The sequence below is a fragment of the Kocuria kalidii genome (assembly GCF_044462225.1).
Lineage (GTDB): Bacteria > Actinomycetota > Actinomycetes > Actinomycetales > Micrococcaceae > Kocuria > Kocuria kalidii.
The window spans coordinates 1-14048 of record NZ_JBISWJ010000098.1 but is presented as its reverse complement, the minus strand read 5'-3'; the positions used below and the strand labels follow the sequence as shown (position 1 = coordinate 14048).

The 14048-nt window shown below is 75.5% G+C and carries 11 protein-coding genes and 1 tRNA gene; 5 read left to right on the top strand and 7 right to left on the bottom strand.

The window, feature by feature from the left end; genetic code table 11:
- Window positions 1-10: 10 nt before the first annotated feature.
- Complete coding sequence (locus tag ACH9D3_RS14420) at window positions 11-904, bottom strand: LysR substrate-binding domain-containing protein (RefSeq protein WP_396411464.1); 894 nt, start codon at window positions 902-904, stop codon at window positions 11-13.
- Between the two features lie 121 nt (window positions 905-1025).
- Between ACH9D3_RS14420 and ACH9D3_RS14415 the strand changes: the two genes are divergently transcribed.
- A tRNA-Ala gene (locus ACH9D3_RS14415) sits at window positions 1026-1098 on the top strand.
- 639 nt (window positions 1099-1737) lie between these two features.
- The gene (locus ACH9D3_RS14410) at window positions 1738-3066 is read left to right on the top strand and encodes a hypothetical protein (RefSeq protein WP_396411463.1); all 1329 of its coding nucleotides are present in this window, start codon (window positions 1738-1740) and stop codon (window positions 3064-3066) included.
- Window positions 3067-3330: 264 nt separating this feature from the next.
- Here ACH9D3_RS14410 and ACH9D3_RS14405 read toward each other — a convergent pair whose 3' ends face one another.
- The 4 genes from ACH9D3_RS14405 to galU form a co-directional block, all read right to left on the bottom strand.
- Window positions 3331-5097 carry a CYTH and CHAD domain-containing protein gene (locus ACH9D3_RS14405; RefSeq protein ID WP_396411462.1) on the bottom strand — a complete coding sequence of 589 codons (1767 nt, stop codon included), beginning with the start codon at window positions 5095-5097 and terminating at the stop codon, window positions 3331-3333.
- A 191-nt stretch (window positions 5098-5288) separates the two neighbouring features.
- Window positions 5289-6197, bottom strand: coding sequence for a hypothetical protein (locus ACH9D3_RS14400; protein ID WP_396411461.1), 909 nt, complete (start codon window positions 6195-6197; stop codon window positions 5289-5291).
- Between the two features lie 158 nt (window positions 6198-6355).
- Window positions 6356-6988 (bottom strand): GNAT family N-acetyltransferase, encoded by a 633-nt coding sequence (locus ACH9D3_RS14395; RefSeq protein WP_396401108.1) that lies wholly within the window; start codon window positions 6986-6988, stop codon window positions 6356-6358.
- A 14-nt stretch (window positions 6989-7002) separates the two neighbouring features.
- Entirely contained in the window at window positions 7003-7917 is a 915-nt protein-coding gene (galU, locus tag ACH9D3_RS14390; RefSeq protein WP_396411460.1) for a UTP--glucose-1-phosphate uridylyltransferase GalU, read from the bottom strand.
- Window positions 7918-8079: 162 nt separating this feature from the next.
- Here galU and ACH9D3_RS14385 point away from each other — a divergent pair, with 162 nt between their 5' ends.
- The 3 genes from ACH9D3_RS14385 (at window position 8080) to ACH9D3_RS14375 (ending at window position 9979) form a co-directional block, all read left to right on the top strand.
- Window positions 8080-8721 (top strand): 5-formyltetrahydrofolate cyclo-ligase, encoded by a 642-nt coding sequence (locus tag ACH9D3_RS14385; protein WP_396411459.1) that lies wholly within the window; start codon window positions 8080-8082, stop codon window positions 8719-8721.
- A gap of 63 nt (window positions 8722-8784) precedes the next feature.
- Window positions 8785-9114 (top strand): FmdB family zinc ribbon protein, encoded by a 330-nt coding sequence (locus ACH9D3_RS14380; RefSeq protein WP_396401240.1) that lies wholly within the window; start codon window positions 8785-8787, stop codon window positions 9112-9114.
- Between the two features lie 148 nt (window positions 9115-9262).
- Entirely contained in the window at window positions 9263-9979 is a 717-nt protein-coding gene (locus tag ACH9D3_RS14375) for an SAF domain-containing protein (RefSeq protein WP_396411458.1), read from the top strand.
- Here the strand turns inward: ACH9D3_RS14375 and ACH9D3_RS14370 are convergent.
- Together ACH9D3_RS14370 and ACH9D3_RS14365 are read right to left on the bottom strand one after the other, a co-directional pair.
- Entirely contained in the window at window positions 9948-10193 is a 246-nt protein-coding gene (locus tag ACH9D3_RS14370; protein ID WP_396411457.1) for a hypothetical protein, read from the bottom strand. The genes ACH9D3_RS14375 and ACH9D3_RS14370 overlap by 32 nt on opposite strands.
- Window positions 10183-13977: a hypothetical protein gene (locus tag ACH9D3_RS14365; protein ID WP_396411456.1), complete on the bottom strand. Its 3795-nt coding sequence runs from the start codon at window positions 13975-13977 to the stop codon at window positions 10183-10185. Before ACH9D3_RS14365 ends, ACH9D3_RS14370 begins: the two co-directional genes overlap by 11 nt.
- Between the last annotated feature and the right edge of the window lie 71 nt (window positions 13978-14048).

Here is a 14048-nt window from a genome sequence, read left to right as displayed (position 1 = left end):
GTCCGCACGCTCAGCGCCTGCCGCGGCCCCCGGTGCGCCTCCCGCCCTGGGGCCCGCCCCGCCCTCCGCCCCGCGGTGCGCCCGACCGACGCGCTCCCTGCGGAGGCCGGGCGCCACGCTGCGACGACGACGTCCGGGCCTGTTTCCCGCCCTTCCCGCCGGACGCCGGCCCGTCCTCCGGGGCCGGGGACGCTCCCGGCCCGGCACCGCGGGAGCTGTTCGGCCCCCGGCCGCGGACGACGCCCACGAACTCCTGCACGAGCTCCTCCTGCTCCTCCGGCAGGTCCTGGGGCCACACCAGCGCCACGGGCACCGCGGCGGCATCGGGCACCACCCGGTGGACGAGGTCCTTGCGGTGGTGCAGCCGCGCCAGCGACATGGGCACGACCACCAGGCCGAGCCCCGCGGCGACGAGCTCGACGGCGTCCCGGGCGGAGCGCACCGGGGGCGGGGCGGCGTCCGCGGCGACCGCCTCCGGGGAGCGCAGCCGGTGCCGCTCGGGCAGGGCGGAGGACTCCTGCAGCAGCACCTCGTCCACGAGCTCCGCGACCGGCACCTCCTCGAGCAGGGTCAGCTCGTGGTCCTTCGGCAGCACCACGACCTGCTGCTCCGCGTAGAGCTCCACGGCCCGGTACCGCTCGCGCAGCGCGGGAAGGTCGTCGATCCCGGGCCGCGGGTGGGCGGGCAGCCGCACGAAGCAGGCGTGCGCGCGCCCCGCCTCCAGCTCCGCCTGCCACGCGTCCGCCTCGAGGGGCCGCTCGGCGAGGACACGGCCGGGGTTGCGGTCCCGCCACCGGAAGAACCACTTGCCGGGCATGACGCCCGGGACGAAGGCGACGGCCAGGTCCGCCGACTCGGCGGGCAGGTCGGCTGCAGGTTCCTGGGGTCCGGGCGCGTCGTCCATGGCGGCCAATCTACCCACCTCGGGACCCGGTCCCGGACCACCCCGTCAGGAGCCCGCCCGGCGCGCCCGGAGCCCGACGTGCGAAAGCGGCGCGGCATGTATACGATGGAACGGTTGCTCCGGGGCTATAGCTCAGTTGGTAGAGCGTTTCGTTCGCAATGAAAAGGTCAGGGGTTCGATTCCCCTTAGCTCCACCGGAACAGAGGGCCCCCGCCCGGCACGATGCCGAGCGGGGGCCTTCGTCGTGCCCGGGCCCCGCCACCCGACCCCACGGCCACCCCCGTCCCCGGTTCCGGCGGTCACCGCGGACCGCTCCGGCACGGCGGGCCGACCGGGCGCCGCGGCCGTCCGCACGACGCCGCGCGGGCCCGTCACCCGGAGCCGGTCACGCCCGCGCCCGGCTCCGGGTGACGGGCCGAGCGGAAGATGACGGCGCAACTCGCCGCCCGCACGACACATCACCGCATGATGTGCATTTGCAAATACACTCCGATCCATGGACCAGAGACGGCGACCGACCACCGCCCCCCGCGGGACGTCGACCCTTCGCCCCCTTCGGATGGGCACCCCTCACGGGCGCTCCACTGTCCCTGTGCCTGCCTGTCACGCCATGACGTCCTCTCGCGACGGCCGCGTCGTGCCCCCGGGACGGCCGGACACCGTCCGGCTCCCCCGGCTCCGCCGGGTTGCCGTGAAGAGGTCGCCCATGAGCGCGTAGCTCCGACACCGCTGGAAGGCCGTGCGCCTGCGCAACAGCAGGTGCACCGCACTCTCGACCACTGAAGCCGCCCTCCCCGGGGTGGATTCTTCATGCCCTTTTCGTAAGGAACCCCATGCGCACGCGCCCCCTCGCGGCCCTCGCCCTGGCCGCCGCCCTCGTGTTCTCCCCCTCCCCCGCCCACGCAGCCCCGTCCCTGTCCGAGTACATGGACACGGTCGAGGGCAACATGTGGGACAAGCTGCAGGACTGGTTGGAGCTGTGGCACGCCGAGCAGCACGGCGAAGCCCCCGCACCGGTTCCCGAGCCGACCCCGTCACCGGAGCCGACCCCGTCACCGGAGCCGACGCCGGAACCCGAGCCCACCGCGAACCCCGCCCCCGCGCTCACCGACGCCGAGGTGGTCGCCACGGACGACAACAGGATCGTCCTCACCGGCAGGATCACCGGGCACGAGGGCGAGCTGACCTTCCGGGCGTCCGCCAACCGCCTCACCGGACAGGCCGGCTACCCCGTGCAGGGAACCCCCGGCGCCGACGGCACGGTCCGGCTCGAGGTCGTCGACTTCAACAACACCGACCCGAGGTTCTGGCAGCTGGAGTCGGGCGGCTCGACCCGCGAGTACGGCGAGGTCCTGGCGGCCGGCGACGTGTCACAGGCCGAGCCCACGCCCGCACCCACTCCTCCGGCTGCGACGGAGCCCGGCGCGACCGCTCCGGGCGGCACCACGGGAGGCGACGGCGGGGCCTACACCAACCGCACGTTCCAGAACTTCTCCTCCAACGGCCTCTCCTCCCGGTACCACATCTATGCCGAAGGCATCGACCGCTCGAAGCCGGTCGGCCTCCTCATGTACGGCGACGGCTCCGGTGGCCACGGCTTCGACAACCCGGGCAGCTCCTACCTCATCGGCGGCAGCAACGGTCTCGCCGCAGTGGCGCGGAAGCACAACATGATCCTCGTCGTCCCGGAGGCCCCCGCCCCCGGATGCCCCTCCGACAACTGCTGGTACGACCGCGCCGCCCCGGCGAAGGCCAAGTGGGCGTCCGACCTCATGACCCGGGTGAAGGGGCAGTACCCCATCGACCAGGAGCGCATCGTCACCGGCGGCTACTCCTCCGGTGCGCAGTGGCACCGCTGGTTCCTCCCCACCCACGGCGAGGCACAGTCCGTCGACCTCGCCGTCATGATCGCCTACGGCGGCGCACCCGCCGTCAGCGCCGACTACTCGGCCGCGTACAAGGACGACCTGCGGCTCGTCTGGAACACCGGCACCGCGGACGCCGCGTACAGCACCGCCTCCCACGGGGCCCGCGGCGGCTACGACCGGTACACCCAGCAGGGCTTCGACACCGAGGCCACCTGGCCCGCCGGAGTCGGACACGGGCGTTCCGGCGAGTTCGGCGGCATCCTCGACCGCGGGATCACCCAGCACCTGCGCTGACGGCTCAGCAGCACCACCGGGCCGGGACCGCACACCCCCGTACGGTCCCGGCCCGCGCCCCTCCCCGGACGCCCGGAGCGGGTGCACCCTGCCGAGCCCGATCCGAGCCCGGTCCGAGCCGCGGGTCGTGGCACCCCTCGGACGTCGTGGGGACCGCGGCCCCCGCGGGAAAGACCCGGGGGCGTCCCCGGGCTCGACGAACGAGGCAGCGGCACATCCCGGCGGGATGTGCTGCCTCGTTGCCGGACCTTCGCCGGCACTTCCTCAGGCGAGGTCCTCGCGCAGCTGGGACAGGAGCACCCCCACGACGTCGGCCCCGCCCTCGACCCCGGTGCGCAGCCGGACGACCTCGGCGCCGTGCAGCAGGCCCACGGCGTAACGGTCCGCAGTCGAGCGCTCGAGGGACGTCGCCGTCCGGGCGAGCCACCGCTCCACGACCGCGGCGTCCATGATCCGGCCCAGCGCGTCCTGGTAGTCCTCCGCGTCCCGGGCGGCACGTCGCAGCCTCTTGCCCGGCCGCAGACCGGTCCGGTCCAGGACGGCGTCGACGTAGCGCACGCGCTTGACCGCCTTGCGGACGTCGTGCAGCTGCTCCAGCTGCGGCGCCGCGCTCGTCCCGCCGCCCGGCTCCGCCTCGGCGCCGCGCTCGGCCACCCGGATCACCTTCTGCAGCGCCCGGTGCACCAGCGCGTCCGAGACCTCACGCCCCGACCGGCGGGCGCAGTCCTCGGTCACGGGTGGAGCGGCCGCGAAGTCCTCGACGTCCGCGAGGAGCCGCAGGTGCTCCTGTGTCACGACGTGCCGGCGGACCTTTCCTGCCGCGGTCCGCGCCTGTTCCTCGGCCGTCCCCTGCAGGTGCTCCGCCGCCGCCGGCCCCACCCGGCCGTCGAGCTCCGCCACGCGCCCGGGGAGCAGGTCCGCGGCCACCTCGGCGTCCCGCGCCGCGGACAGGGACCGCGCGAGCTCCCGCAGCCTCGCGTCCAGCTCCTCCGCCGCGTCGCCGTCGAAGAACGGCGCGGCCGCCTTGAGGACGCTGCGCAGGGAGCGGGACGTCACCCGCATCTGGTGCACCGCGTCCGGCACGTCGAGGCGGACCTGGAGGTCCCAGAGCACGAGCTGCTGGGCGAGCTCGCCCAGCACGGCGCGCAGCACGTCCGGCTCGGACCTCTGGCCCTGCTTCTTCCCGCCCTTCGTGCCCTGCTTCTTCTTCCCCGGCTCCTGTGCCTGCTTCTCCTGCTTCTCCTGCTGCTGCTTCTCCTGCGCCTTCCGCTGCTTCTTCCCCGACTTCTTCCCGGGCTTCTTCCCGGGCTTCTTCCCCGGTGCCGCGAGGAGCTCCTGCCGGGAGGTGCCGGTCGCCTCGTCCGCCGACGCCCGTTGGCCCTCCGCCCCGGAACCCGCCGAGGTGCCCTCGTCCTCCTCGCCGAGCGCACGGGCGATCTTCGCCCGGGAGGCGGACCGCCTCCCGCCGACCGCGAGGACGACGGCCTCGACCGCCGAGAAGACCTGCTCCTGCTGCTCGTCGGGGACCGTGCCGTCGAGCAGCTCGACCTCCCACTCCGACCAGGAGCGCGCGGTCCCGGTGCGCTCGTCGACGGCCTCGACCACGTCGACGGCGATCTCGGCGACCTCGGCACCCGTGCCGTCGCGCACGGTGCGCACCCGCCGGACGGTGCGGAGGGTCGCGATCGGGCGCAGCTCCTCCCCGCGGGTCAGCCCGGCGAGCAGGTTCCGCACGGCCGCAGGCATCCGGTCCGGCGTGCGCAGCAGCGGGACGTGCACCTCGTGGCGGCCGTCGGCCCCCTGGAACTTCACGTGCCACCCCTCGTCGGCCCCGCCGCGTCGACGGCGCAGCGCCACCAACCGGCGGCCCAGGGCCATGTCCGGGGTGTCGTGGTAGACCGCCTCCAGGCGGTGCTCCACGGGCTCCGTGGAGACCGTGAAGGCCCCCAGCCCGTTCCAGTCGACGCGGTCCTCGGCGCCCTCCGGCATCTCGTACTTGCGCTCGACCTCGCGGTGGGCGACGGCGGTCATGGGTGTCCTCCTCGGTCGGGGCCGCGGTCCGCCGACTCCGACGGCCCGCTGTTGCCGCGATGATACCGGCAGGACGATCAGGTCCCGGAAACGGGAACCGCCGCACGGCCGGGGCCGTGCGGCGGTTCCGGCCCGCGGACCGACCGTACGGCGCGGAGGGCGCGGCAGGGAGGGTGGCGCGGAGGTCCCGGTCAGGCGCGGCGGCGCTTGAGGACGTCGTCGAGGTCGAGGGCGGCGCGGCCCTGCTCCTCGCCCGCGCGCACGGCGTCCCTGAGGCTCGCGGAGCGGGCGGCGGGCTGTTCCGGCACGGGCAGCGGCTCGGGCTCCGGGCGCTGCACCACGGGGGCCTCGGCGTACGTGGGCCGCGGCACGGGCACCGGTTCCCAGGTGCGGCTCGTGCCGGCGCCCCCGGTCTCGCGCGCCACGCGGAGGGCCTCGGCCCGCAGCTCCTCGACCGTGAAGGCCGCCGGGGCGGGCGCCTGCGGCTGCGCCTCCTCGGCCGGCAGGTCGAGCTCCTCGTCGGACCGGCGGGACTGCTCGCGGACCTCCTCCGCCACCGCGTGCTCGTTGTCGAACAGCGCGACGTCCTCCCGCGGCGCGTGCGGGTCCGCGGCCGTCGCCCGGACGGCCGGACGCGCGGCGCGGCGCGCGGCCCGGTCCTGGACGGCCAGGTAGCGCAGGGCCAGCACGGACCCGAGGCCGAGCAGCAGCAGGAACACGGGCCAGGGCCAGCTCACCGCGACCGAGAACGGTGCGACGACGGCCGTGACCAGGGCGGCCAGCAGGGCCGCGCATCCTGCGAGGAGGATCCCGACGCGGTCGCGCCTGATGTGCAGTGCGCCGTCGCCGGGGTGTCCGGGGGCCCGGTCGGCGGGCCGGGAGACGGTGTCGGTGGTCGCCATGCTGTTCCTTCGTCGGCGGGACACGGGGGCGGGTGGCTCGCTCCGGAGAGCGTCGTCGTCCTGGGCGAGGCCGGTGCCGGCGATCTCGACCTGCGCCTCGACCGGGACCTCCCGGCGGCGCTCCAGTCGCGGTACGACCCAGAACAGGGAGAGCGCGCACACCAGGGCCAGCACGGCCGAGCTGCTCACCCAGATCATGGTCGCGGTCCTGTTCCTCGTGCTCGCGGGATCGAGCGGACGTGGTGGTGCGCCGGCGCGCTGCGCCGGCGTGCCCGGGCCCGGGTCCGGGCCGTGAGCGACAGCCTACTACCGCGAGGGCCGGCCTGTGGGTATCCCTGTGGATGCGGCAGGTCCGGTCACTCCCAGACGGCGGGCCGGTCCGATCCTGTGAACCGGCGCACGAGTCCCTCCGGCACCTCGGGTGCGGTGAGCGCGAAGCTGCGGTGGTCCGTCCAGCGACCGTCGATGTGCAGGAAGTCCTTGCGCAGTCCCTCGTCCCGGAAACCGAGCTTCTCCACCACGCGCAGGGACTTGGTGTTCTCCGGCCGGATGTTGATCTCCATCCGGTGCAGCCCGAGCCCCTGGAAGCAGTAGTCGGTGGCCATGGCCACCGCCATGGGGGCCACGCCCCGCCCGGCCTGGTCGTGGTCCACCCAGTAGCCGAGGCTCGCGGACAGGAACGATCCCCAGGCGATCCCGGACACCGTCAGCTGGCCGACGAGGCCGGACCGCTCCGTCCCCGGGACCCGCTCGGTGATGAGGAAGGGCAGGGCCGTGCCCTGCCGTGCCTGCTGGTCCAGGGTGCGCACGAACTGCCCGAACGTGGGCGGGACCCCGCCCGGTGCAGGGTTCGTGGCCTCCCAGGGGTCGAGCCACTCCCGGTTGCGGGCGCGCACGACGTCCCACTCCCGGCGGTCCCCCCGCACCAGCGGTCGCAGCCGGAGGTCCCCCCAGGAGACGGTGACGGGCCACCGGGACTGTCCGGCCACGGGAGCGCGGCCTCTCAGCCGACCGGCAGGGACCGGGTGTACTCCCTGAGCCACTCGCGCAGCTCGGGCCCGAGGTCCGCACGCTCCGAGGCCAGGATGATGTTCGCCTTGAGATAGCTCAGCTTGTCCCCGGTGTCGTAGCGGCGGCCCTTGAAGACCACGCCGTAGACCCCACCGCCCTCGCCCTCACGACCGGCGAGGGTCTGCAGCGCATCCGTGAGCTGGATCTCGCCCCCGCGCCCCGGAGCGGTGCGCTCCAGCACCGCGAACACGTCCTGGTGCAGCACGTAGCGCCCGATGATGGCCAGGTTCGACGGGGCCTCCTCCGGGGACGGCTTCTCGACGAGCCCGTTGACCCGCACGAAGTCCTCCCCCTCCACGACCGTGACGTCGGCGCAGCCGTAGGACGCGATCTGCTCGGCCGGGACCTCCATGAGCGCGACCACGGACCCACCGGTGCGCTCCTGCACCGCGATCATCTGCGTGAGCAGGTCGTCGCGGGCATCGATGAGGTCATCGCCCAGCAGCACGGCGAAGGGCTCCTCGCCCACGTGGATCTTCGCCCGCAGCACCGCGTGGCCCAGCCCCTTGGGATCGGCCTGGCGCAGGTAGTGGATCTCCCCGAGCTCGGAGGCGTGCTCGACCTCCCGCAGCAGCTGCGTCTTGCCGGACTCCTCCAGCTGGTGCTCCAGGGCGGGCACCCGGTCGAAGTGGTCCTCCAGCGCCCGCTTGGACCGGCCCGTGATCATCAGCACGTCCTGCAGACCGGCGTCGACCGCTTCCTGCACCACGTACTGGATGGCCGGCCGGTCCACGACCGGCAGCATCTCCTTGGGCATGGCCTTCGTCGCGGGCAGGAACCGGGTGCCGAGCCCGGCGGCAGGAATGACGGCCTTCCGGACCGTGCGGGGGCAGCTGTTTCCACTCATGCGCACAGGCTAACGGATCCGGGTGCCGGGCCGGCGGATTGCCGACCGGGCCCGGTTGCCCGCCACGGCGGCCGCGGCTAGCCTCGCACCACCGGCCCCGGGAGGGCCGCCGCGTCCGGGGCGCCTCCCCGGTCCGAGCCGCGGACAGGAGCGGATCCCACGATGACCGACCCCGGAGGCCCCGCCGAGGCGAAGGCCCGGTTGCGCCGCGAGCTGCGGGCGGCCCGCGCACGACGACCCCGGGCGGCCCGGGAGCACGCGGCCGTCGGGTTCGACCGGCACCTAGCGGAGCTCCTCGCCGACCGACCGCACCTCGACGTCGCGGCGTACCTGCCGCTGCCCACCGAACCTCCCCTCGAGCCCGCCCTCGCCACCGCCCACCACCACGGCCACCGGATCTGGTTGCCGGTGTGCGAACCCGGGCGCCGGCTGTCGTGGGCGCGCTGGTCCCCGGGCACCCCCGTGCGGACCGGCGGGATCGGCGGACTGCGCGAGCCCGTGGGCGCCCGCCACGGCGCCGAGGTGATGCGCTCGGTGGGGGTCCTGCTCGTGCCCGCGCTCGCCGTGGCTCCCGGCGGCGCGCGGCTGGGGTTCGGCGGCGGATACTACGACCGCTTCCTGGCCGGGCTGCCCGCAACGGCGCATCCGGAGCTGCGGACCGTGGTGTGCGTCTTCGCCGACGAGGTCCTCCCCGCGGGACGCGTGCCCGTCGACGAGCTCGACGCCCCGGTGGCGCTCGCCCTGACGGAGAACGGTCCCGTGCGCCTCGACGGACCGGCGGGCACGGGCCGGGGCGCACGGTAGAATCAGCACTCGAAACCTTCGAGTGCCAGAGAGCGCACCCGTCGACCCCTGCCAGGAGGACCCATGCCCGTCTACGCCTACGCCTGCAAGGACTGCGGCCACGCGTTCGACATCCGCCAGTCGTTCAGCGAGGACGCCCTGACCGTCTGCCCCGAGTGCGCGGGCGGTCTGCGCAAGAAGTTCAACACGGTGGGCGTGGTGTTCAAGGGGTCCGGCTTCTACCGCAACGACTCGCGCTCCGGCGACACGGCGGGGGCGTCGACGTCCACGCCCGCCGAGACCGCCCCGGCCTCGAAGGACACGGCCCCGGCGACGGCGGGCGCCGGCGCATCGTCGTCCTCGGCGACGTCGGGCGGAGCCTCCTCGGCGACGTCGGGCGGTTCCTCCGACTGAGGCGGCCCGCCGACCGGGGCCGGACTCCGGAGCCCCGTCCCGGCGTCCGGACTGCACGGGGCGCTCCGGGCGGGCGGGCGGCCCCGGTCCGTCCCCGGTCGCCCGCGGCGCGCACGCGCGGGGCCGCCCGGACCGTAGCGTGCGGCCCATGAGCCGACGACCCCGGACCGCCCGCCGCCGCTATCCGCTGTCCCTGCACCTGCGTTCCGCGCTGTCCCGGCGCCGCAGGGTCCTGGCGGCCCTGCTCCTCGGTGCGTCCGTGGGCCTGGTGGTCCTGCAGCTCGGCCCGCCCCGGACCAGGACGGTGCCGGTGGTCACCGCCGCGGCCGCGATGCCCGCGGGCACGGTGGTCTCCCCCGAGCAGCTGGCGGTGGCGGCGTACCCGCACGGACTGGCGCCGGAGGGCGCGGTCCCCGACCCCGCCGAGCTGTCGGGGCGCGTCCTGGCCGGCGCGGCCGGTCCCGGGCAGCCGCTGACGGAGACCTCCCTCGTGGGACCGGGCCTGCTGACCGGGCAGGACCACGGCGTCACGGCGGTGACCCTGCGCATCGACGACCCCGGCGTGCTGCGGCACGTGCGGGCGGGCGACCACGTGGACGTCGTCCACCTCCCGGACGCCGCGGCCCCGGACGGACGCCACGTCCTGGGCCGCGGCCTGCCCGTGCTGTGGGTCGCCTCCGGGGGCCCCGGCGGGGACGGCGGTCTGCTCGCGGGGCCCGGGGGCGCCGAGGAGGAGGGACTCCTCGTCGTGGGGGCCCCGCACGCGGACGCCGCGCAGCTCGCCGGGACCGCCGGCGCCGGGCGCACCACCGTGGTCCTCGTCCCGGCGCCGGTCAGCCCCAGTGCGGAGGGCGCTGGGCCCTGAGCCAGTCCTCGTGCGCCGGCTCCCCGGCCCGTTCCGCGGCCTCCTCGCCCCATCCGGGCGCCGGCCCGCCCGGATCCGGCAGGCGGGGCTCCTCCCCGGAGAACGTGCCGCCGGTCGCCCGGCGCGGCCCGCGCCGGCGCGGCCGCGGGTCCGGGGAGGCGTCCCGCCCGGGCACGCCCCCCTGCCCGGGCACGCCCTCCTGCTCAGCCGGCACGGGTGTCCCTCCGGGGGCCGGCGGACAGGCCGAGGTAGCGCCGGATCAGCTCGGCGACCGTGTCCGGATCGGTGAAGACCTCGATCGTCCACAGCGTCAGGTAGTTCCAGCCGGTGCGCTCGAGCTGCTGGGGCCGCAGCCGTGAGCGCTCCCGCACGGAGAGGGCGGCCGCCTCCGCCGAGCCGTCGGACTGCCCGGCCACCGGGATCCGCAGCGGACGCCCCTCGGCGCGGGCGCGGCCCGGCACCACGGCTCCGGCGGACATCGACTCCGTGGCGGCCCAGGCGACCAGGTCCACGACACCCGCCCAGTCCAGCCGCACCGAGGCGCCGCGCTCCGTCAGGCGGCGGGCGAGGTCCACGACCAGGGCGTCCTGGTGGGTGTCCGGGGCGCGCGACTCCTCCGGGTCCGCCCCGCCGAGATGGAGAGCGAGCACCCGGGCGAAGTCCCGGGCACCGTGCTGGAGCCCCTTGCCCTCGACCTCGCCCGGGTGCAGGGAGGTCACGATCCGGGTGGTGTGCCGGGCCCGGGTCATGCCGAGCACGAAGAACTGGCGGCCGTGCCGCTCGGACAGCGCCCCGAGGTAGGGCACCGTGCGACCGTTGGCCGTCTTGCCGAACCCCAGGGAGAAGATCACGGTGTCCCGCACGATGCCCGCCGCCCGGCGCAGGTCGACCACCCGGAAGGACTCGGGGCCGGGGGCGAAGAACGCCGCGGTCGCGGGCTCCTCGCGCATCCGCTGCCGCACCGCCTGGGCGATCCGTGCGGCGTGCACCGCGCTGGCCGTCACCACGGCCAGGGAACGGCGCGGGTGGCGGGCGGCGTGCTCGAAGACGAGCTCCACGACGCGCCGGACCTCGGCGGCAGGCGCCTGGATGCCCTCGATCCCTGCGGTCAGGGCGCCCACGCCGTCCGGGACGTACTCGACGTCGAGCACCGGGGTGGCCCCGGTGACCGACTCGCCGTGCGGGAGCCGGCTCAGGCGCCCGTCGTAGAACTGCTCGTTGAGGTACCGGAAGACCTGCTCGTCCATCGACCGGTACACGGTCCGCAGGCTCCGTTCCGGCACCACGCGGGACAGGGCGTCGAAGGCGCTGTCCACCTCGACCACCGGCTGGGACCCCGGCGCGGCGACGGCCGTGGGCGCCACCGTGAACGGCTGGGGGCGGCCCAGGTGCGGGTCGCCGAACGCGACGACCTGCCCGCACCGGGTGAGCGCGGGCAGCACGGCCGCGAGAGGGCTGCTCTCGGCGTCGAGCACCACCACGGCGTCGAAGTCGTGGTCCTCGGGCAGTGCCGCGGACAGCACGAGCGGGCTGGCCGTCCAGACGGGCACCAGCGAACCGATCAGTTCGCCGGCCGAGGCGCTGACCTCCTCGAGCGGAGCGGCGCCGGCGCGGAGCATCCCGCGCAGCGCGGCCCCCGCGCGCGGGGAGCGCCGCAGGGTGCGCTGCCAGCGGTCGGCGAGCCCCCACAGGAGACGGCCGGCGCCGGAGGCCACGTGGGCGGCGTCGGCGCGCCGGAACGTGGACTCCACCGTGCGCAGGGCCTGCCCCCCGGGCATGGCCGGGAAGTCGTCACCGGTGATCATGGCCTCGAGCGTGGACTGCCACCAGGCGAGGTCGAACTCCCCGGCGACCTCCTCGCGGGGCACGGTGCGCCGGACGAGGTCGTCCACGAGCTCGCCGAGGCCCTGGCCGCGGAGCTCGTCGAGCAGGACGGTGCGCTCGGGCAGGACGGCGAGGTTGTCCTCGTCGTTGATGAGCAGGTCCAGGGTCTCCCGCAGCCGGTCGACCGGCAGCCCGAGGAGGCCGTCGCCGGTGGTCGAGCCCTCCAGGGCGATGGCCAGGCCCTCGAGGTCCTCCACGAAGCGGTCCTGCACCGCCGCGAGCTCCTCGACCCGTTCGGAGACGAGCGGGTGCTTCGTCGAGGTGGCCCACTCGCGCCACCGCTCCCGCTCCGACTGCACGCGCAGCAGGTCGCTGTGCAGGTCCGCGAGGTGCACGCCGTGCCGGACGTACTCCTTCGCTGCCTTGCGCAGCCGCGAGCGCTGCAGTCCGGTCATCTCGACGCCGTGCTCGCGCCGCCAGGCGGTCCCGGCCGTCGCGGCGACCAGGTCCGTCACCGGCCGGTCGTAGATGTCCGGGGTGAAGCGGGTCAGGGAGTCCTGCACCTCCTGCATCAGGCGCAGCTGCCGGCCCCACTCGGGGACGGTCGTGCCGCCGCGCAGCCCGCTGGTGGCCAGGACGTGCCGCATCCCGGTCTCGAGGGTCGTGAGCTCCAGCAGCAGGGACTGGGCGAGCCGGTGGGCCTGGCGGGCCTCGTCCTCGTTGACCAGGCGCGCGCCGCTCCAGGGCCCGGCCAGGGTCCCGGCGTCGAAGGCACCGAGCTCGGCGGCGCGCTCGAGCCGGGCGACGACGTCGTCCCGGTCGGCGACGGCGTCGAGCACCGAGCGCGGGAAGCGCACGGCCGTGTCCGGCGCCGGGCGCCGGGCGGTGAGTTCGGCGAGCGCCTGCACGGCGCGGTACGGGGAGACGGACCAGCGCGGCCGGACGGTGTGCAGCGACCGCACGTGCTCGGCGAGCTGGTCGCGGCTCGAGCGCAGCGTCTCGTGCAGGTCGGTGAGGTCCGGGCGCTCGGCCCGCTCGTTGCGGGCGACGGCCCGGACGAGCTGCTGGGCCACGTCGGCGTCGCTGAGCTGGGAGGACAGCGGGAGGACGGCGCTGCCCAGCCCGAGCCCGTCCATCCGCCGCCCGAAGGCGGCCAGCGTGGTGCGCCGCTCCCCCAGGACCAGGACGGTCCGGCCGGCGGCCACGAGGGTGCCCACCGTGTTCACGGCGGTGTCGAGCTGACCCGTGCCCGGGGCAGCGGTCACCACGAACGAGTGCCCCTGCGCGGCGAGGTCCATGACCTCCTGCTGCGGCCCGTCGGCGTCGAGCAGGAGGAGCTCGTCGGCGGGGCTCCGCTCGTCGAGGGGCGGCGCGTCGTGGGAGATCTCCTCGACCTGGGGGATCCGCCCGACCGCGGAGTCCTTGAGCCGGGCGAGGTCCCGCACGACCGCGGTGCGGGCCACGACCGACAGGTCGGCGGGGCGGTCGTGCAGGTCCGCGAAGGTGGACACGAGCAGCTTGTGCTCGACGTGCATCCCGGGCACCGTCCCCGCGAGCGTGCGCAGCGCCTCGAGCGCGGGGGCCGGGTCGAGCCGCCGGGTGCCGTAGGCGAGGCGGGCCAGCTCGCCGGAGGTCAGGTCCACCCCGTGGTCCGCGGCCAGCCGGCGCACCATGGCGGGGTTGAGCCGTGCGGGCCCGACGAGCTGGAGCTCGAAGTCGTCCAGGTCCGGGCGCGGCTTCAGGGTGAGTGGGGCGAGCAGGACGGGGGCGATCCAGCGGCGCTGGCCGGCGCCGGTCGGGTCGGTGCCCTTCGGCCGGGCCAGCCAGGAGGCGGTGCCGGCGGCGAGGTACGCGGCGTCCAGCCCGTGGTTGACCGACAGCTCGTGGGTCTTGGTGCGCAGGGACCGGGCGGCCCGGGAGGCGTTCCCGTAGGCCGCGGGGTCGTGCACGATCGTGGACAGCCGGGTGGGGCGGCCCATGAGCAGCTGCGCCTGGCCCGAGGCGTTCGCCTCGGTGAGGTCGATGCACACGTTGTCGACCTGGTTGAAGTCCAGCAGCGTGTCCGGGCCGGTGTAGGCGTCCATCTGGCGGGTCCAGGGCTGCAGCGAGACGCGCGGGGGCTGCGCCCGGGGGGTGTCCGACTCCTGGGGGGTGCGGTCGGATCCGATCGGCATGGTTCTCCTCCTGCGCCTCGGCCCGGGGGCCGGGCACCGCTCAGGCACGGGTCGAGCGGTCCGTGCGGACC

What these genes read in the sequence shown, in the direction of transcription:
- galU (WP_396411460.1), bottom strand. Translation starts at nt 7,917, where the DNA reads ATGAGTGGAAACAGCTGCCCCCGCACGGTCCGGAAGGCCGTCATTCCT.
- ACH9D3_RS14365 (WP_396411456.1), bottom strand. Translation starts at nt 13,977, where the DNA reads ATGCCGATCGGATCCGACCGCACCCCCCAGGAGTCGGACACCCCCCGG.
- ACH9D3_RS14420 (WP_396411464.1), bottom strand. Translation starts at nt 904, where the DNA reads ATGGACGACGCGCCCGGACCCCAGGAACCTGCAGCCGACCTGCCCGCC.
- ACH9D3_RS14410 (WP_396411463.1), top strand. Translation starts at nt 1,738, where the DNA reads ATGCGCACGCGCCCCCTCGCGGCCCTCGCCCTGGCCGCCGCCCTCGTG.
- ACH9D3_RS14375 (WP_396411458.1), top strand. Translation starts at nt 9,263, where the DNA reads ATGAGCCGACGACCCCGGACCGCCCGCCGCCGCTATCCGCTGTCCCTG.
- ACH9D3_RS14385 (WP_396411459.1), top strand. Translation starts at nt 8,080, where the DNA reads ATGACCGACCCCGGAGGCCCCGCCGAGGCGAAGGCCCGGTTGCGCCGC.
- ACH9D3_RS14380 (WP_396401240.1), top strand. Translation starts at nt 8,785, where the DNA reads ATGCCCGTCTACGCCTACGCCTGCAAGGACTGCGGCCACGCGTTCGAC.
- ACH9D3_RS14400 (WP_396411461.1), bottom strand. Translation starts at nt 6,197, where the DNA reads ATGATCTGGGTGAGCAGCTCGGCCGTGCTGGCCCTGGTGTGCGCGCTC.
- ACH9D3_RS14405 (WP_396411462.1), bottom strand. Translation starts at nt 5,097, where the DNA reads ATGACCGCCGTCGCCCACCGCGAGGTCGAGCGCAAGTACGAGATGCCG.